The sequence below is a fragment of the Micromonospora nigra genome (genome assembly GCF_900091585.1).
Classification (GTDB): domain Bacteria; phylum Actinomycetota; class Actinomycetes; order Mycobacteriales; family Micromonosporaceae; genus Micromonospora; species Micromonospora nigra.
The window spans coordinates 3,159,443-3,176,905 of record NZ_FMHT01000003.1 but is presented as its reverse complement, the minus strand read 5'-3'; the positions used below and the strand labels follow the sequence as shown (position 1 = coordinate 3,176,905).

Annotated in this window: 16 protein-coding genes; 10 read left to right on the top strand and 6 right to left on the bottom strand. The window is 73.3% G+C overall.

Annotation, left to right across the window (positions count from 1 at the left end):
* Positions 1-3 precede the first annotated feature (3 nt).
* The 3 genes from purL to purS form a co-directional block, all read right to left on the bottom strand.
* On the bottom strand, positions 4-2,883 hold the full coding sequence (purL, locus tag GA0070616_RS13470; protein WP_245712757.1) for a phosphoribosylformylglycinamidine synthase subunit PurL: 2,880 nt from the start codon (positions 2,881-2,883) through the stop codon (positions 4-6).
* 67 nt (positions 2,884-2,950) lie between these two features.
* Positions 2,951-3,634, bottom strand: coding sequence for a phosphoribosylformylglycinamidine synthase subunit PurQ (gene purQ / locus GA0070616_RS13465; RefSeq protein WP_091081669.1), 684 nt, complete (start codon positions 3,632-3,634; stop codon positions 2,951-2,953).
* Positions 3,631-3,894, bottom strand: a complete 264-nt coding sequence (gene purS, locus GA0070616_RS13460; RefSeq protein ID WP_091081666.1) for a phosphoribosylformylglycinamidine synthase subunit PurS — start codon at positions 3,892-3,894, stop codon at positions 3,631-3,633. Before purS ends, purQ begins: the two co-directional genes overlap by 4 nt.
* Positions 3,895-4,289: 395 nt before the next feature.
* On the opposite strand from purS, the gene GA0070616_RS13455 reads away from it, so the two are divergent.
* Entirely contained in the window at positions 4,290-4,973 is a 684-nt protein-coding gene (locus tag GA0070616_RS13455) for a S1 family peptidase (RefSeq protein ID WP_091081664.1), read from the top strand.
* A gap of 24 nt (positions 4,974-4,997) precedes the next feature.
* Positions 4,998-5,570 carry a YbjQ family protein gene (locus tag GA0070616_RS13450; RefSeq protein ID WP_091081662.1) on the top strand — a complete coding sequence of 191 codons (573 nt, stop codon included), beginning with the start codon at positions 4,998-5,000 and terminating at the stop codon, positions 5,568-5,570.
* Between the two features lie 55 nt (positions 5,571-5,625).
* Here GA0070616_RS13450 and purB read toward each other — a convergent pair whose 3' ends face one another.
* Both purB and GA0070616_RS13440 read right to left on the bottom strand, forming a co-directional pair.
* Complete coding sequence (purB, locus tag GA0070616_RS13445) at positions 5,626-7,050, bottom strand: adenylosuccinate lyase (protein WP_091081660.1); 1,425 nt, start codon at positions 7,048-7,050, stop codon at positions 5,626-5,628.
* A 100-nt stretch (positions 7,051-7,150) separates the two neighbouring features.
* On the bottom strand, positions 7,151-8,443 hold the full coding sequence (locus tag GA0070616_RS13440) for an acetyl-CoA C-acetyltransferase (protein WP_091081657.1): 1,293 nt from the start codon (positions 8,441-8,443) through the stop codon (positions 7,151-7,153).
* Between the two features lie 52 nt (positions 8,444-8,495).
* On the opposite strand from GA0070616_RS13440, the gene GA0070616_RS13435 reads away from it, so the two are divergent.
* The 6 genes from GA0070616_RS13435 (at position 8,496) to GA0070616_RS13410 (ending at position 15,011) form a co-directional block, all read left to right on the top strand.
* The gene (locus GA0070616_RS13435; RefSeq protein ID WP_091081655.1) at positions 8,496-9,869 is read left to right on the top strand and encodes a 3-oxoacyl-ACP reductase; all 1,374 of its coding nucleotides are present in this window, start codon (positions 8,496-8,498) and stop codon (positions 9,867-9,869) included.
* A complete protein-coding gene (locus tag GA0070616_RS13430; RefSeq protein ID WP_091090667.1) occupies positions 9,869-10,888 on the top strand; it encodes a MaoC/PaaZ C-terminal domain-containing protein in 1,020 nt (339 codons plus the stop codon). The genes GA0070616_RS13435 and GA0070616_RS13430 overlap by 1 nt, the downstream gene beginning before the upstream one ends.
* An 86-nt stretch (positions 10,889-10,974) precedes the next feature.
* Positions 10,975-11,727: an NUDIX hydrolase gene (locus GA0070616_RS13425; protein ID WP_091081653.1), complete on the top strand. Its 753-nt coding sequence runs from the start codon at positions 10,975-10,977 to the stop codon at positions 11,725-11,727.
* The gene (locus GA0070616_RS13420) at positions 11,724-12,698 is read left to right on the top strand and encodes a protein kinase family protein (RefSeq protein ID WP_091081650.1); all 975 of its coding nucleotides are present in this window, start codon (positions 11,724-11,726) and stop codon (positions 12,696-12,698) included. The genes GA0070616_RS13425 and GA0070616_RS13420 overlap by 4 nt, the downstream gene beginning before the upstream one ends.
* Before the next feature lie 10 nt (positions 12,699-12,708).
* On the top strand, positions 12,709-13,674 hold the full coding sequence (locus GA0070616_RS13415; protein WP_091081647.1) for a hypothetical protein: 966 nt from the start codon (positions 12,709-12,711) through the stop codon (positions 13,672-13,674).
* 68 nt (positions 13,675-13,742) lie between these two features.
* Positions 13,743-15,011, top strand: coding sequence for an adenylosuccinate synthetase (locus GA0070616_RS13410; RefSeq protein WP_091081644.1), 1,269 nt, complete (start codon positions 13,743-13,745; stop codon positions 15,009-15,011).
* Positions 15,012-15,069: 58 nt separating this feature from the next.
* Here GA0070616_RS13410 and GA0070616_RS13405 read toward each other — a convergent pair whose 3' ends face one another.
* On the bottom strand, positions 15,070-15,708 hold the full coding sequence (locus GA0070616_RS13405; protein ID WP_091081641.1) for a TetR/AcrR family transcriptional regulator: 639 nt from the start codon (positions 15,706-15,708) through the stop codon (positions 15,070-15,072).
* Positions 15,709-15,773: 65 nt separating this feature from the next.
* On the opposite strand from GA0070616_RS13405, the gene GA0070616_RS13400 reads away from it, so the two are divergent.
* Complete coding sequence (locus GA0070616_RS13400) at positions 15,774-16,226, top strand: SCP2 sterol-binding domain-containing protein (RefSeq protein ID WP_091081639.1); 453 nt, start codon at positions 15,774-15,776, stop codon at positions 16,224-16,226.
* Position 16,227: 1 nt separating this feature from the next.
* A complete protein-coding gene (locus tag GA0070616_RS13395; protein ID WP_091081636.1) occupies positions 16,228-17,442 on the top strand; it encodes an acyl-CoA dehydrogenase family protein in 1,215 nt (404 codons plus the stop codon).
* The last annotated feature ends 21 nt before the right edge of the window (positions 17,443-17,463 follow it).

The window sequence follows — 17,463 nt, the reverse complement described above, 5'->3', positions numbered from 1 at the left end:
GCCTCAGCGCTCGTCAGGCGCCGAGTGGTGCTCGGTGGCACCGGGCTCGGGGTGCCGGTGCCCGGCGGTGTCGTCGGTCGACGGCGCAGGCCGACCGGTGGGGCGCACCGGCGGCGCGGCACGGTCACCGGGAGCGCCCGACGGTCCGTGGTCGCCGGCCGGGTCGGACCGGCCGTCGTCGACAGTCGACGCAGCAGGTGCCGCACCGGCCCGAATCGCGTCGCCGGCCGGCGCGGTGCCCACCGGGGCAGCCGTCGGCGGGACGTCGGCGTCGGCCTCCCGCTCGACCGCACCGGTGCGGGGCTGTGGGCCGGCCGTGGCGATCGGCTCGGACCCGATCGCCGGGTCGACCTCGGTGGCCGGGGCGTCGGCGGGCAGCGGAACCGCCTCGACGGCACCCGCGACCCCGGCGGCCGGCGCCGGCACCTCGGCCAGCCCGGCACCGCCGAACAGAGCCGGCAGGGTGGCCGTGTGAGCGGCCCTCAGCTCGTCCAGCCCGAGCCGGAACTGGCCGTGCACGTCCAGGGCACCGCCGGTCGGGTCGGTGACCCCGATCGGCTCCCACGGCACGCCGTGCTGGGTGCAGAGGGCGGTGAACGCCTTCTCGTGCCCACGCGGCACCGAGACGACCGCACGCCCGGCCGACTCGCTGAACAGGTAGACGAACGGCATGGAGCCGCCCTCGAAGCGCTCGGGCACGGCGATCCGGGCGCCGACGCCGCGACGCAGGCACGCCTCCACCAGGCCCTGCGCCAGACCGCCGTCGGAGAGGTCGTGGGCGGAGCTGAGGTGCCCGACGCGGGCCGCGTCGGCCAGCAGCTCCGCCAGCTGACGCTCGCGGTCCAGGTCCACCTGCGGGGGTACACCGCCGAGGTGTTCGTGGGTGACCCACGCCCACTCCGAGCCGGACAGCTCCACGTGGGTCTCGCCGAGCAGGAAGATCTGGTCGTGGTCGCCGTTGGCGCGGGGCACGAAGCCCATCGGCACCCGCTCGGCCACGTTGTCGAGCAGACCGAGCACCCCGACCACCGGGGTCGGGTGGATCGCCGCCGCGCCGGTCTGGTTGTAGAAGCTGACGTTGCCGCCGGTCACCGGGATGCCCAGTTCCAGGCAGCCGTCGGCCAGGCCACGCACGGCCTCGGCGAACTGCCACATCACGCCCGGGTCCTCCGGCGAGCCGAAGTTGAGGCAGTTGGTGACGGCGATCGGCTTCGCGCCGGTCACCGCCACGTTCCGGTACGCCTCGGCCAGCGCCAGCTTCGCACCCTGGTAGGGGTCGAGCCGGGCGTACCGGCCGTTGCCGTCCACGGACAGCGCCACGCCGAGCCCGGTCCGCTCGTCGATCCGGATCACGCCCGAGTCCTCGGGCTGGGCCAGCACGGTGTTGCCCAGGACGTAACGGTCGTACTGCTCGGTGACCCAGGCCCTGTCGCAGAGGTTCGGCGAGGCGATCATGCGCAGCAGGGTCTCCCGCAGCGCATCCGGGTCGCTGGGCCGGGGCAGCGTCTCGGCCCGGTCGGCCTGGAGCAGGATGAGGTCGGCCGGCTCGCGCATCGGACGGGCGTAGACCGGGCCGTCGTCGACCAGCGAACCCGGGGGCACGTCGACGACCAGGTGGTCCCGCCAGGTGATCGTCAGTCGGCCCGGCTGGCCGTCCTCGGCGGGCGGGGTGACCTCCCCGATCGCGGTGGCGAGCACGCCCCACTTCTCGCAGGTCTTCAACACGGCGTCGAGCTTCTCCGGCTCGACCACCAGCAGCATCCGCTCCTGCGACTCGCTGGCCAGGATCTCGTGCGGCTCCATGGAGGGCTCGCGCAGCGGCACCCGCTCCAGCCACACCCGCATGCCGGTGCCGGCCGAGGCCGCGGTCTCGGTCAGCGCGCAGGTCAGCCCGGCACCGCCCAGATCCTGGATGCCGACGACCAGTTCGGCGTCGTACAGCTCCAGGCAGGCCTCGATCAGCAGCTTCTCGGTGAACGGGTCACCCACCTGCACGGACGGGCGGCGCTGTTCGCTGCCCTCGTCGAAGGTGGCGCTGGCGAGCACCGACACGCCGCCGATGCCGTCCCGGCCGGTCTTGGCACCCATCAGCACCACGACGTTGCCGGGGCCGGTCGCGTCCTTCTTCTGTAGCCGGTCGACCGGCAGCACACCGAGGCACAGCGCGTTGACCAGCGGGTTTCCCTGGTAGCAGGGGTCGAAGACGACCTCGCCGCCGATGTTGGGCAGGCCGAGGCAGTTGCCGTACCCGCCGACCCCGGCGACGACTCCGGGCAGCACCCGGGCGGTGTCGGGGTGGTCGGCCGCGCCGAAGCGCAGCGGGTCCATCACCGCGACCGGGCGGGCACCCATGGCGAGGATGTCGCGGACGATGCCGCCGACACCGGTCGCCGCGCCCTGGTAGGGCTCGACGAAGCTCGGGTGGTTGTGCGACTCGACCTTGAAGGTGACCGCCAGTTCGTCGGAGACCTGCACGACGCCGGCGTTCTCGCCGATGCCGGCCAGCATCCGGTCGCTGGGCGGGGCCTTCTCGCTGAACTGGCGCAGGTGCACCTTGCTCGACTTGTAGGAGCAGTGCTCGCTCCACATGATCGAGTACATGGCCAGCTCGGACTGGGTGGGGCGGCGGCCCAGCACGTGCCGGATCCGCTCGTACTCGTCGTCGCGCAGGCCCAGCTCGGCGTACGGCTGGAGCTCTCCGGCCGTGCCGGCGGCACGCGGCACGGTGTCCACGTCCTCGGCCCAGTCGGACGCCGGCTCGGCGGGCCGGGCCGGGGCGGCGGCGTGCGGCGCGACGGGAGCCGGACGCGACTGCGCAGGCTGCACTCCAGCGGCCGGGAAGGCCCCCGGGGTCTCCCGTACCTCGTCCGGGTGGGTGGTCATGAACTCTCCTCGCTGCGCTCGCCGCCCAGCGGGCGGGTGAGCCTACCGATGATCCCGCCGCGCACGGTCACGCCGGCGCCCCCACCAGGTGCTTGAGCACCGAGGTGAAGAAGCCGAGGCCGTCGAGGGAGGGGCCGGTGAGCGCCTCCACCGCGTGCTCGGGATGCGGCATGATGCCGACCACGTTGCCGGCGGGGTTGGTGATCGCGGCGATGTCGCGCTGCGAACCGTTGGGGTTGCCGCCGAGGTAGCGGGCGACGACCCGGCCCTCCGCCTCCAACGCGTCCAGCGTCGCGCTGTCGGCCACGTAGCAGCCCTCGCCGTTCTTGACCGGGATCAGCACCTCCTGGCCGGGCTGGAAGGCGTTCGTCCAGGCGGTGCCGGTGGACTCGATGCGCAGGATCTGGTCGCGGTTGCGGAAGTGCAGGTGCTGGTTGCGGGTGAGCGCCCCGGGCAGCAGGTGGGCCTCGCAGAGGATCTGGAAGCCGTTGCAGATGCCGAGCACCGGCAGGCCACCCTGGGCGGCGTCGACGATCGTCTCCATCACCGGGGCGAACCGGGCGATGGCCCCACAGCGCAGGTAGTCGCCGTAGGAGAAGCCGCCGGGCAGGACGACGGCGTCCACCCCGTGCAGCTGGGGGTCGCCGTGCCAGAGGCGGACCGGCTCCGCCCCGGCGATCCGGACGGCCCGGGCCGCGTCCCCGTCGTCGAGCGAGCCGGGGAACGTCACCACACCGACCCGCGCGGTCACGACCGGGCGTCCGCGGGCTCGTCGGCCTCGACCAGGTGGACGGTGAAGTCCTCGATGACCGGGTTGGCGAGCAGCTTGTCGGCGATCTCCCGGGCCCGGTCGAGGTCCGGTTCACCGGTGAAGTCGATCTCGATTCGCCTGCCGATCCGTACCGAGGCGACGTCGTTGACGCCGAGCCGGGGCAGCGCGTTTGCGACGGCCTGGCCCTGAGGATCGAGGATCTCGGGCTTGAGCATGACGTCGACGACGACGCGAGGCACTGGGCACTCCTGACTGTGTACGCAGTTGGGTGCCGACCCACAACGGGCGAGCGCAGCCAGCCTACCTGGCAGATACCGCCCGGGACGCACCGGCCGGAGGGCGTCGGGGCAGTGATCGGCGTTACCTGTCCGCAGCGGACGGGACCGATGCGGGTTCGTTGCGATCCCGATGCGCGTTCGTTGTCGGGGCCGGAGTGTCGGACCCGGCGGGGCGGGTCACGCGAAATCCAACTGTTACATCGGATTGTTTCTATCCAACTCTTGTGAAACACCGCACGGACCCCTACGGTACATCGTCAGACGTCGATTTATGGCGTCGCGAACGGCGGTCACCCCCAGGCCGCCGTCGCAGGTCGACCCGGCGAACCCGGGTCCAGCCCCCAAGGAGCCTCACGATGCGCATCCGATCCCTGGTCGCGGTGTTCGCGGCCACGCTGGCCGGCGTGCTCGGCGCCAGCTCCGGCGCGGTCGCCTCCCCCACCGCCACGCCGTACATCATCGGCGGCGGCACCGTCTCCTCCGCCCCCTGGGCGGCGGCGGTGTTCAGCAACGGGTCGTTCACCTGCTCCGGCTCGGTCATCTCGTCGCAGTGGGTCCTCACCGCGCGGCACTGCCTCGGCGGTTCGATGTCGGTTCGGATCGGCAGCGTCTACCGCTCCTCCGGCGGCGTGACCCGCACCGTGAGCGCCACCTACGGCCGCTACGACCTGGCCCTCATGCGCCTGTCCAGCCCGGTCAGCACCTCCTACGTCTCCCTCGCCAGCACCAACCCGCCGGTCGGGTCGACCAACTCGATCTACGGCTGGGGCATGACCTGCTACAGCGGTTGCTCCGCCTCCACCCAGCTCAAGACCGCTTCCGTGCGGGTGACCAGCACCAACGTCAGCGACGCGTACGGCGGCCAGGCCATCCGCAGCAGCCGGATCAACGGCAACGCGTGGCGGGGCGACTCGGGCGGCCCGCAGTTCTACAACGGCCAGCAGGTCGGTGTCGCCTCCACCGCCGACGGCCAGAGCATCCAGAACTACGGCAGCGTCGCGTACAACCGGGCCTGGATCAGGTCCGTGGCCGGCGTCTGACGGTTAGCGCCCTCGGCGGCGCGGATGGTGGGCAATGCGCCCGCCGTCCGCGCCGCGCCGTTTTGCAGCATCCGATCAGGTGAACAGGCCCCCCGATGTGGCGCAGGATCGGCTGACAGCATCGGAACCGTGCTGGTCGTGACGACGGATCAACTTCCCGGCTACGAGATCCGCCAGATCCTCGGCGAGGTGGTCTCCTCGATGGCCAGGACCCGCAACCCGTACCGCGAGGGGGTCAAGAACCTGCGCGGCGGCGCGTACGACCCAATGGCGCCGGACAACCTGACCCGCTGGCGTACCGACTCGGTGGCCCGGCTCGGTGAGGAGGCCCGCCGGCTCGGCGCGAACGCGGTGGTGGGGATGCGCTTCGACAGCCGGGACTGCGGCGAGATGTGGATGGAGATCTGCGCCTACGGCACGGCGGTGATCGTGGTGCCCAAGATGCCCGACGTCATGCCCTCCGACCAGCCCCTGGTGGCGGCGGGGACGGCCCACGACGCGGCGTTGGCCGACTCCCCGGGCGGCATCGCCGAACCCCCCAGCGCCCCCACCCTCTCCTCGGCCGCCGAGACCCCCACCCCCGACCCGTCAGGCTGATCGCCTCTCGCCCCCCCACCGCACCGATCCCCACCGGGTCGATGGCGGGGGCGGATCAGAGGATGGGGGGTGGGGCGTAGGTGGCCGCCGTGGGGTGGGACTCGACCACCCTGGTGATGCGGCGGGTGACGCTCTGGATCTGGGCGGGGGCGGCGCCGACGAAGGCGGCCCGGTCGGCGACCAGGGCGTCGATCTCCGCGCGGGACAGGCCCAGGCGGTCGTCGGCCGCGAGCCGGTCGAACAGGTCGTTGTCCGGGGTGCCCTTCTCACGCATGGCCAGTGCCACGGCCACCGCGTGCTCCTTGATCACCTCGTGGGCGACCTCCCGGCCGACGCCCCGGCGCACCGCCGCGACCAGGATCTTGGTGGTGGCCAGGAACGGCAGGAAGCGCTCCAGCTCGCGGTTGATCACCGCCGGGTACGCCCCGAACTCGTCGAGCACGGTGAGGAAGGTCTGGAACAGCCCGTCGGCGGCGAAGAACGCGTCCGGCAGGGCCACCCGGCGGACCACCGAGCAGGACACGTCCCCCTCGTTCCACTGGTCACCGGCCAGCTCGCCGACCATCGACAGGTAACCCCGGATGATCACGGCGAAGCCGTTGACCCGCTCCGACGAGCGGGTGTTCATCTTGTGCGGCATCGCGCTGGAGCCCACCTGGCCCGGCTTGAAGCCCTCCGTCGCCAGCTCCTGGCCGACCATCAGCCGGATCGTGGTGGCCAGCGACGACGGCGCGGCGGCCACCTGGGCCAGCGCGGAGATCACGGCCAGGTCGATCGAGCGCGGGTAGACCTGCCCGACGCTGTCCAGCACCCGGCTGAACCCGAGATGCCCGGCGACCCGCCGTTCCAGCTCGGCCACCCGGTCGGCGTCGCCGTCGAACAGGTCGAGCTGGTCGGCGGCGGTGCCGACCGGGCCCTTGATCCCCCGTAGCGGATACCAGGCGATCAGCTCCTCCAGCCGCTCGTACGCGATCAGCAGTTCCTCGGCGGCCGACGCGAAGCGCTTGCCCAACGTGGTGGCCTGCGCCGCGACGTTGTGGGACCGGCCCGTCATCACCACGCCCGAGTACTCGTGCGCGTGCCAGGCCAGCCGGGCCAGCGCGGCCACCACCCGGTCGCGGATCAGCTCCAGCGAGCGGCGCACCTGGAGCTGCTCGACGTTCTCGGTGAGATCCCGCGAGGTCATGCCCTTGTGCACGTGCTCGTGCCCGGCGAGGGCGCTGAACTCCTCGATCCGCGCCTTCACGTCGTGCCGGGTGACCCGCTCCCGCTGCGCGATCGAGGCCAGGTCGACCTGGTCGAGCACCTGCTCGTACGCCTCGACCACGCCGTCCGGCACGGCCACGCCGAGATCCCGCTGGGCCCGCAGGACGGCGAGCCACAGCCGCCGCTCCATGCGGACCTTCTCCTCCGGCGACCAGAGGGCGACCAGTTCGGGTGAGGCGTAGCGGTTCGCGAGCACGTTCGGGATCGTCGTCACCCCGCCATTGTCCGGCACCGCCGTCGAGCCTCCCGGCGGGGTACGGCGGGTACGGCCGGCCGCCCGGCCCCGCTGGTGGTCGTCGCCGACCGCAGGGACGTCAGCGTTCCAGGATCGCGGTCACGCCCTGGCCGCCGGCTGCGCAGATGGAGATCAGCCCGCGTCCGCTGCCCTTCTCCGCGAGCAGCTTCGCCAGCGTCGCCACGATCCGCCCGCCGGTCGCCGCGAACGGGTGGCCGGCGGCCAGCGACGAGCCGTTGACGTTGAGCTTCTCCCGGTCGATGCCGCCGAGCGGGGCGTCCAGGCCCAGCCGGTCCTTGCAGAACTCGGGCGACTCCCAGGCGGCGAGGGTGGCGAGCACCTGCGAGGCGAACGCCTCGTGGATCTCGTAGTAGTCGAAGTCCTGGAGCGTCAGCCCGGCGCGGGCCAGCATCCGGGGCACCGCGTACGCGGGGGCCATCAGCAGCCCCTCGTCACCGTGCACGAAGTCGACGGCGGCGGTCTCACACCAGGTGAACCAGGCCAGCACGGGCAGGTGGTGTTCGCGCGCCCACTCCTCGCTGGCGAGCAGCACCGTGGAGGCACCGTCGGTCAGCGGGGAGGAGTTGCCGGCGGTCATGGTGGCCCGGTCGGCGTCGGGGCCCTTGGCACCGAAGACGGGCCGCAGCGAACCGAGCTTCTCCAGGGTGGTGTCGGGGCGCAAGTTCTGGTCGCGGGTCAACCCCAGGTAGGGGGTCGTCAGGTCGTCGAAGAACCCCTTGTCGTACGCGGCGGCGAGCCGCTGGTGCGAGCGCAGGGCCAGCTCGTCCTGGGCCTGCCGGTCGACGTTCCAGCGCAGCGCGGTGCGGGCGGCGTGCTCACCCATGGACAGCCCGGTGCGCGGTTCGGCGTTGCGCGGGACCTCCGGCCTGAACGGCTGGGTGGGGCGCAGCTTCGCGGCGATCCTGAGGCGCTCGCCGAGGGTGCGGGCGGAGTTGAGCTTGAGCAGGGTGCGGCGCAGGTCCTCGTTGACGGCGAGCGGGGCGTCGGAGGTGGTGTCGACGCCACCGGCGATACCGACGTCGATCTGCCCGAGGGCGATCTTGTTGGCGACGAGGATGGCGGCCTCCAGGCCGGTGCCGCAGGCCTGCTGGATGTCGTACGCGGTTGTGTGCGGGTCGAGCTTCGAGCCGAGCACCACCTCGCGGGTGAGGTTGAAGTCCTTCGCGTGCTTGAGCACCGCCCCGGCGACGACCTCACCGACCCGCTGACCGGCCAGCCCGTAGCGGGCCACCAGGCCGTCGAGCGCCGCGCCCAGCATGTCGGCGTTGGAGGCGTTCGCGTAGCGGGAGTTGGACCGGGCGAAGGGAATGCGGTTGCCGCCGATGACCCCGACCCGCCGAATGTTCTGCACGATCCGCCTCCTCTGGTGTTGCCCGCACCTTACTCGCCAGTAGGCTACGCCCATGACCGACAGGTACGCGAGCTTCGTCCAATCGGGGGCCGGCCGCGCGCTGGTCAAGCGGCTCGGGCTGCCCGACCCGCCACGACTGCGCCGGCACACCCCCGGCGATCCACTCGTCCCCGGGCTCGTCCTGACCGGCGCGGCCGACGGTGGCCGCCTCGCCGAGCCGGTCGGGAGGATCCTGGCCGCCGCCGGGGTCGCGCTGCGCGACCCGGCCACCGCCGTCGCCGATCCGGCCACCGGGCGGACGCCGGCCAGCGCCGCCCTCGTCTACGACGCTACCGGCATCACGGACTCGGCCGGGCTGCGTCAGCTCTACGACTTCTTCCACCCGCAGGCCCGCGCGGTGCAGCCCAGCGGGCGGGTGGTGGTGCTCGGCACCCCGCCCGCCGAGTGCGCCACCCCGCGCGAGGCCACCGCCCAGCGGGCGCTGGAGGGCTTCGTCCGCAGCGTCGGCAAGGAGTTCGGCCGGGGCATCACCGCGCAGCTGGTGTACGTCACGAAGACCGGGGACGCGGGCACGCTGACCGGCCTGGAGGCGACGCTGCGGTTCCTGCTGTCGGGCCGGTCCGCGTACGTCTCGGGTCAGGTGATCCGCGTGGGGGCCGGGCAGGCGACGGCCCCGGCGGACTGGGACCGGCCGCTCGACGGGCAGGTGGTGCTGGTCACCGGCGCGGCCCGGGGCATCGGTGCGGCGCTGGCGCGGGTGCTGGCCCGTGACGGCGCGCAGGTGGTGGCACTGGACATCCCGTCGGCCGGGGACGAGCTGGCGGCGGTGGCCAACGAGATCGGCGGCACCGCCGTGCAGCTCGACCTGACCGCCCCGGACGCCCCCACCCGGCTCGCCGAGCACCTGGCCGCCCGGCACGGCCGGGTCGACGTGGTGGTGCACAACGCCGGCATCACCCGGGACAAGACCCTCGGCCGGATGGACGCCGACCGCTGGGACTCCGTGCTGGACATCAATCTGTCCAGCCAGGAGCGGATCACCGACGTGCTGCTGGAACGGGAGCTGATCCCGGCGGGCGGCCGGATCGTGACGGTCTCCTCGATCGCCGGGATCGCCGGGAACCGGGGGCAGACCAACTACGCCACCAGCAAGGCCGGGGTGGTCGGTCTGGTCGAGTCCCTGGCGCCGGTGCTGGCCGAACGCGGGATCAGCGTGAACGGGGTCGCCCCGGGCTTCATCGAGACCCGGTTGACCGCCCGGGTCCCGCTGGTGCTGCGCGAGGCGGGACGCCGGATGAACAGCCTCTCCCAGGGCGGCCTGCCGGTGGATGTGGCCGAGACCATCGGCTGGCTGGCGTGGCCGGCGTCCGGCGCGGTCAGCGGCAACGTGGTCCGGGTCTGCGGCCAGAGCCTGCTGGGGGCGTGATGGCACGGCGGGAGGAACCCACGGAGGACCTGTCGGTCCACGAGCTGATCGAGGGCCCCACGGAGGTGTTGTCGTCCGACCTGCTGGCGGCGGCACGTGCCGGCGGCAGGGAGCTGGAGGAGACCCACGACCTGTCCGCGTACGCCAGCGGTGGCGCGGACGGCCGGGCCCGGATCGCGCTGCCCCGGCTGCCGGCGGCCGGGCCGCTGTACCGGCGTGCCCTGCTGAACGCGCTGCCGCTGGTGGGCGGGCGGCGGGCGGCGGACGTGCCGGCGGTCGAGCTGGCCGTGGACGGGGTGACCGTGGACCGGGAGCACCTGGCCGACTACGACCGGGTGTGCGGGTTCCGCCTGACCGACCGGCTACCGGCCACCTACCTGCACGTGGTGGGCTTCCCACTGTCGCTGCGGCTGATGACCGCCCCGGAGTTCCCGATCGCGCTGACCGGCGTGGTGCACGTGGGCAACCGGATCACCGTGCGTCGGCCGGTCACCGCCGACGAGACGGTCGCCTTCACCACCTGGGCGGAGAACCTGCGCCCGCACGAGCGCGGCCGGCAGGTCGACGTGGTGCTGGTCGGCACGGTCGGTGGTGCGGAGGTGTGGCGCGGCGTGTCCACGTACCTGGGCAGGGAGCGCACCCCCGGCGACGGGGGGCGGCGCGAGGCGCGCGAGGGAGCCGGGCCGCCGGCCGCCTCGGCGCACTGGCGGGTCGCCCCCCGCGTCGGTACGGACTACGCGCGGGTGTCGGGCGACCACAACCCGATCCACACCTCCCGGCTGGGTGCCCGCCTGCTGGGTTTCCCCCGGCCGATCGCGCACGGCATGTGGAGCAAGGCCCGCTGCCTGGCGGCGCTGGAGAGCCGGTTGCCGGAGGCGTACACGGTCGAGGTGGCGTTCAAGCTGCCGGTGCCGCTGCCGACCACGGCGGCGTTCAGCGCCACGGCGGACGGAGCGCACTGGGACTTCGCCCTGCACGACCTGCGCGGACGACCACACGTGGTGGGCACCGTCCGCTGATTCGGGGGCCGGGCACTTGCCCGGCCCTCTCTTTCGCGCTAGGTTGTTCTCAGATGGAGATGTTCTCAGAGTGAGGGTGATGGAGCGTGAACGAGCAGGACTTCCTCGCCGACTACGACCCGCGCGCCTACCCCGCCGTCGCGGTCACCGTGGACGTGGTCGCCCTGACCATCCGCGACGCCTCTCTGCACCTGCTGCTGATCCGCCGCGCCGAACAGCCGTACGCGGGCCACTGGGCGCTGCCCGGCGGCTTCGTCCGCCCCGACGAGGACCTGACCGACGCCGCCCGACGCGAGCTGGCCGAGGAGACCGGCCTCGGCGGTGAGCGGCTGCGCCGCGTCCACCTGGAGCAGCTGGCCAGCTACGGCGCTCCGGACCGCGACCCCCGGATGCGCGTCGTCTCCGTCGCCCATCTCGCCTTCGCCCCCGACCTGCCCGACCCCGCCGCCGGCACCGACGCCGCCGAGGCGGCCTGGGTGCCCGTCGCCGGGCTGACCGCCCGGCCGCTCGCCTTCGACCACGGCCGGATCGTCGACGACGCCCTGGAGCGGGCCCGCTCCAAGCTGGAATACACGCCGCTGGCCACCCGATTCCTGGCCACCGAGTTCACCATCGGCGACCTGCGGGCCGTCTACGAGACGGTCTGGGGCCACCCGGTGCACGCCGGCAACTTCCACCGCAAGGTGCTCTCCGTGCCGGGCTTCGTCGAGGGCACCGGCACCAGCACCGAGCGCGGCGGGGCCCGGGGCGGCCCGCGGGCCCGGCTCTACCGGGCCGGCGACGCCCGGCTGCTGCACCCGGCGCTGCTGCGCCCCGCCCGTGAGGAGACCGCGCGATGAGAACCGAGGAGGCCGTCCGCCTGGTCGCCGCCGCCCGCGACGACGACGAACTGTTCGGCGGCGACGCGCCGGAACGCCGCTACCGGGAACTGGTCGCCGCCCTGCACCCCGACCGGCTCGGCCGGGCCGACCCGCAGACCCGCGCCGATGCCTCCGACGCCTTCGTCCGGGTCACCACCCGATGGCGGTCCCGCGGGATCACCGTGCTGCGCGGCTACCGCTGCGGCCGGCCCGCGTACTCGGGCGACCTCGCCGACCTGTACGACGTCGGCGCGGACCGCCTGCTCAAGCTGCCCCGCGACCCGCACGACAACGACCTGATGGCCCGCGAGGAGCGGGCCCTGCGCACCCTCGCCGAGCGGGGCGACCCCCGCTGGCTGCCGTACGTGCCCCGACTGGTCGACAGCTTCGCGCACCGGGACACCACCACCGGGGCGCACCGGCGGATCACCGTGCTCGCCACCGCGCCCGGTCTGCGCAGCCTGGTCGAGGTGAAGCGCGCGTACCCGGACGGTCTGGACCCCCGCGACGTGGCGTGGATGTGGCGGCGACTGCTGGTCGCGCTCGGCCTGGCCCACCGGGCGGGTGTGGTGCACGGCGCGGTGCTGCCGCCGCACGTGCTGGTCGAACCCGACGCGCACGGGGTGGTACTGGTCGACTGGTGCTTCTCCGCCGAGCCCGGCGGCCTCGTCCCGGCGATGGTGCCCGGTCACGAGGACTGGTACCCGCCGGAGGTCCCCGACCGCCACCCCTGCGGGCCGGGCACCGACATCTTCCTGGCCACCCGGTGCATGACCTGGCTGATGGGCCGCCACGCCCCGCGCGAACTGCTCACCTTCGCCCAGGGCTGCCGGCAACGGTTCCTGCGCGCCCGCCCCGACGACGCCTGGCGGCTGCTGCGCGAACTCGACGAGGTGCTGCACCGGCTCTACGGGCCGCGCACCTTCCGACCCTTCACCCTCAACCCGTAAGGAGGCTGCCATGGGCAGCGGAATGTGGTCCACCGACGTGTACGACGCCGCCGACCGGTACCGCCGGGCGACCGGGGCCAGTGCCTTCTCGTACAGCGACAGCGGGGCACGGGTCGTGCACCCGGCGCTCGATCCGCGCGGCGCGGTGCGGGAGAGCCGGGACTCCGCCGAGCACCCGCAGTCCACGCCCGTCGCCGTGCTGTTCGACGTGACCGGCTCGATGGGGCACGTGCCCCGCACCCTCCAGGCGAAGCTGCCGCAACTGCTCGGGCTGCTGCTGCGCCAGGGGTACGCCCGCGACCCGCAGGTCATGTTCGGGGCGATCGGCGACGCCACCTGCGACCGGGTGCCGTTGCAGGTGGGCCAGTTCGAATCCGACAACCGGATGGACGAGGACCTCGGCCGGATCGTCCTGGAGGGCGGCGGGGGCGGCCAGATGATGGAGTCCTACGAGCTGGCGATGTACTTCATGGCCCGCCGTACGGTCACCGACAGCTGGGAGAAGCGGGGCCGGCGCGGCTACCTGTTCATCATCGGCGACGAGCTGGCCTACCCCCGGGTGAAGGCCGCCGAGGTGGCCCGGCTGATCGGTGACGGTCCGCGCGAGGACGTGCCGCTGCGGCAGGTGGTCGACGAAGTGACCCGCCGCTGGGACACGTACTACCTGCTGCCCGCCGGCAGCCACTACTCGGGCAACCGGAAGGTGCTGGACTTCTGGCGCGGCCTGCTCGGCCAGAACACCCTGGAGCTGGACGACCTCGACGCGGTGTGCGAGACGATCGCGCTCACCGTCGGCCTCGGCGAGCAGGCCATCGACCTGGACGCGGGCCTGCGGGACCTGGACCGTGCCGGCTCGACGGCCACCGGCACGGTGTCGAAGGCCCTGGCCCGCCTCGGCGGGGCGGATCGGGCCGAGGTCGCCGAACTGCCGGCCGGGCGCACCGGCAGCGGCGGCAGCGGAGTCGTGCGGCTGTGACCGGCACGGCGGCGGGCCAGGCTGTGTGCGCTCCGGCGGCGAGGGGGCCGCGCGGGCCGCACACGGTCGTGGTCGACCTCGGGTACGGCGACGCGGGCAAGGGCACCGTCGTGGACTGGCTCTGCGCCACCCGTCCCGTGCACACGGTGGTCCGGTTCAACGGGGGCGCGCAGGCGGCACACACCGTCGTCCTGCGCGACGGACGCCACCACACCTTCGCCCAGTTCGGTGCCGGCAGCTTCCACCCCGGCGTGCGGACGCACCTGTCCCGGCACGTCGTGGTGGACCCGCTGGCGCTGGCCGCCGAGGCCGACCACCTCGCCGCCGTCGGGGTGACCGACGCCTTGGACCGGCTGACCGTGGACGGGGAGGCGCTGCTGGCCACCCCGTACCACCGGGCCGCCAACCGGGCGCGGGAGCTGGCCCGGGGAGCCGACCGGCACGGCTCCTGCGGGCTGGGGGTGGGGGAGACCGTCGCGTACGGGCTCGCCCACCCCGACGAGGCGCCCCGCGTGGCGGACTGCCGCAGCCCGATGCTGCTGCGCCGGCGGCTGACCGTGCTGCGGGACCGACTCACCGCCGAACTCGGCCCGTTGGACGCCCCACCGGTCGAGGACTGCCTGCCGGCGTTCGCGGCCTTCGCCGACCGGGTGGCGGTCGTCGACCGGTCCTGGCTGGCGAGGGCGCTGCGGGCCGGGCCGTGCGTCTTCGAGGGCGCCCAGGGGGTGCTGCTGGACGAGTGGCACGGCTTCCACCCGTACACGACGTGGAGCACCACCACGTTCGCCAACGCGGAGTCGTTGCTGGCCGAGGCCGGGCAGGCCGGTTCGGCGACCCGGTTGGGGGTGCTGCGCACCGTCACCACGCGACACGGGCCGGGGCCGCTGGTCACCGAGGACGGGACGCTGCCGCTGGCCGACCCGCACAATCCCACGAACCCGTGGCAGGGCCGGTTCCGGTTCGGCCACTTCGACGCGGTGGCCCACGCGTACGCCCTGGCGGCGGCCGGCGGGGTCGACGGGCTCGCGCTGACCCACCTCGACCTGATCGACCGAGGGCTCGACCTGCGCATCTGCCGCCGCTACGCGGACTTCGGCCGGTTGGAGCCAAGCCCGCCCGGCGATCTGGACCGGCAGGCGGCGCTGACCGCCCGTCTGCTCCGGGCCCACCCGGTGTACGACGAGGCCCCGGCCGACTGGCCGACGGCGGTGGCGGAGGCGCTGGGTGCCCCGGTGGCGCTCACCTCCCACGGCCCGACGGCCGCCGACAAGATCACGCTCGGCCCCCTGCTCGCGCCGTCACGTGGGTTGCCCACCGCGTCGCGTGGGTCGCTCTGACACGACCCCTGACCCGGAGCCGGGAGGTGACGGTCCACCCGGTCCGTCGCAGCTACCGTCAGGGGGTCGTGGGGCGCCAGGTGGCACCGTGGAGGAGTTGGCCGGCACCGAGCCAGGCCGCGTTCATCATCCGGGTCGCGGTCTTCTCCGGGTCGGCCTCGGGGTGGTCGGCGAGCCAGTCGGCCAGCGACTCGGTCGCGCCCACCAGGGCGTACGCGACGACCTCCAGCTCCGTCTCGCCCACCTCGCGCCCCTCGGCGCGCAGGGCGTGGTCGAGCATGCCGGCGACCACCTCGACGATGCGGGCGCGCATGCCGGCGAGTTCCCCCGCGAACGGCTGCTCGCCCCGGGCCTGCCGGTACAGCACCGCCCAGCCGTCCCGGTGTGCCCCGACGACGCCGAAGAAGGCGCGCAGCCCTCGCCAGAGCCGCTCGTCGGCGGGCAGGCCCGGGGCAGCGGCCCCCGCGATGGCCTCCATCATCCGGGTGCCCTCACGATGCAGGCAGGCGACGAAGAGTTCCTCCTTGGGGCCCAGGTACGCGTAGACCATGGGCTTGGAGATGCCCGCGTCCTCGGCGATCTCGTCCATGCTCGCGGCGTGGTACCCGCGGCGGGAGAAGACCCGGACCGCCGCGTCGAGCATCTGCTGCTCGCGTACGGCGCGGGGGAGGCGCTTGAACGAGGGGGCGGAGGACACCTTGCGAGCATACCTACTGGTGCGTAGGGTTACGCACGAGTAGCCAATCCCGCGGAAGGTGCAACATGACTGACTTCGACCCGGCCAACTTCGCCAACGTCGGCCCGAAGGAGTTCGCCCAGCTGGTCAAGTCCACCCCCGACGACAAGATCGCCGAGGTGATGTCCGGCGACCTGCGCGGCAAGATCCTCAGCGAGGTCTTCGGCCGGATGCCGCAGCTGTTCCGCGCCGACCGGGCCGGCTCCACCAACGCGGTGATCCACTGGAACATCACCGGCCGCCCCGACGGTGGCACCGACACCTACGAGGTGGTCATCGCCGACGGCACCTGCACCGTCAACGAGACCCCGCAGCACGACCCCAAGCTGAGCCTCACCATGGGCCCGGTGGAGTTCCTGAAGATCGTCTCCGGTGGCGCCAACCCCGTGATGATGTTCATGACCGGCAAGCTGAAGGCCAAGGGCGACCTGGGCCTGGCCGCCAACATCGCCAACCTTTTCGACATCCCCAAGGCCTGACGTGGCTGAGTTCTCGCTCGACCTGAACGAGGAACAGCGGGATCTGCGCGACTGGGTGCACGGCTTCGCCGCCGACGTCGTGCGCCCGGCCGCGGCCGAGTGGGACGCCCGGGAGGAGACCCCCTGGCCGATCGTCCAGGAGGCGGCGAAGGTCGGCCTGTACGGCTTCGAGTTCCTCGCCACCTGCTGGGCCGACCCCACCGGCCTGTCCCTGCCGATCGCCAGCGAGGAACTCTTCTGGGGTGACGCAGGCATCGGCCTGTCGATCTTCGGCACCTCCCTCGCGGTGGCCGCCATCTACGGCGCCGGCACCCCCGACCAGCTCGTCGAGTGGGTGCCCCAGTGCTTCGGCACGGTCGACGAACCGGCCGTCGCCGCGTTCTGCACCAGCGAACCCGAGGCCGGTTCCGACGTCGGGGCCATGCGCACCCGCGCCGTCTACGACGAGGCCACCGACGAGTGGGTGCTGAGCGGCCAGAAGGCGTACGCCACCAACGGCGGGATCGCCGGCGTGCACGTCGTCACCGCCTCGGTCGAGCCCGACCTCGGCTCGCGGGGGCAGGCGGCCTTCGTCGTGCCGCCGGGAACCGCCGGCCTGACCGCCACCCGAAAGCTGCGCAAGCTCGGCCTGCGCGCCTCGCACACCGCCGACGTCTTCCTCGACGACGTCCGCGTGCCCGGCCACTGCCTGCTCGGCGGCCGGGACGCCCTGCGGGAACGGCTCGACCGGGCCCGCTCCGGGCAACGCGCCTCCGGCCAGGCCGCGATGCGTACCTTCGAGCTGTCCCGCCCCACCGTCGGCGCCCAGGCGCTCGGCGTGGCCCGGGCCGCCTACGAGTACGCGCTCGACTACGCGAAGAGTCGCGTCCAGTTCGGACGGCCCATCATCGAGAACCAGGCCGTCGCGTTCGCCCTCGCCGACATGCGAACCGAGATCGACGCCGCCCGGCTGCTGGTCTGGCGGGCCTCCTGGATGGGCCGCAACAACCGGCCGTTCACGGCGGGCGAAGGGTCGATGTCGAAGCTGAAGGCCGGTGAGGTGGCCGTCTCGGTCACCGGGAAGGCGGTGCAACTGCTCGGCGGGGCGGGCTTCCTGCGCGACCACCCGGTCGAGCGTTGGTACCGGGACGCGAAGATCTACACCATCTTCGAGGGCACCTCCGAGATCCAGCGGCTGGTCATCTCCCGGGCGATCTCCGGGATGCAGATCCGCTGACCTCGGCCACCACGGAACGTG

What these genes read in the sequence shown, in the direction of transcription:
- GA0070616_RS13455 (WP_091081664.1), top strand. Translation starts at nt 4,290, where the DNA reads ATGCGCATCCGATCCCTGGTCGCGGTGTTCGCGGCCACGCTGGCCGGC.
- GA0070616_RS13430 (WP_091090667.1), top strand. Translation starts at nt 9,869, where the DNA reads ATGGCACGGCGGGAGGAACCCACGGAGGACCTGTCGGTCCACGAGCTG.
- GA0070616_RS13400 (WP_091081639.1), top strand. Translation starts at nt 15,774, where the DNA reads ATGACTGACTTCGACCCGGCCAACTTCGCCAACGTCGGCCCGAAGGAG.
- GA0070616_RS13415 (WP_091081647.1), top strand. Translation starts at nt 12,709, where the DNA reads ATGGGCAGCGGAATGTGGTCCACCGACGTGTACGACGCCGCCGACCGG.
- GA0070616_RS13420 (WP_091081650.1), top strand. Translation starts at nt 11,724, where the DNA reads ATGAGAACCGAGGAGGCCGTCCGCCTGGTCGCCGCCGCCCGCGACGAC.
- purL (WP_245712757.1), bottom strand. Translation starts at nt 2,883, where the DNA reads ATGACCACCCACCCGGACGAGGTACGGGAGACCCCGGGGGCCTTCCCG.
- GA0070616_RS13450 (WP_091081662.1), top strand. Translation starts at nt 4,998, where the DNA reads ATGGTGGGCAATGCGCCCGCCGTCCGCGCCGCGCCGTTTTGCAGCATC.
- GA0070616_RS13435 (WP_091081655.1), top strand. Translation starts at nt 8,496, where the DNA reads ATGACCGACAGGTACGCGAGCTTCGTCCAATCGGGGGCCGGCCGCGCG.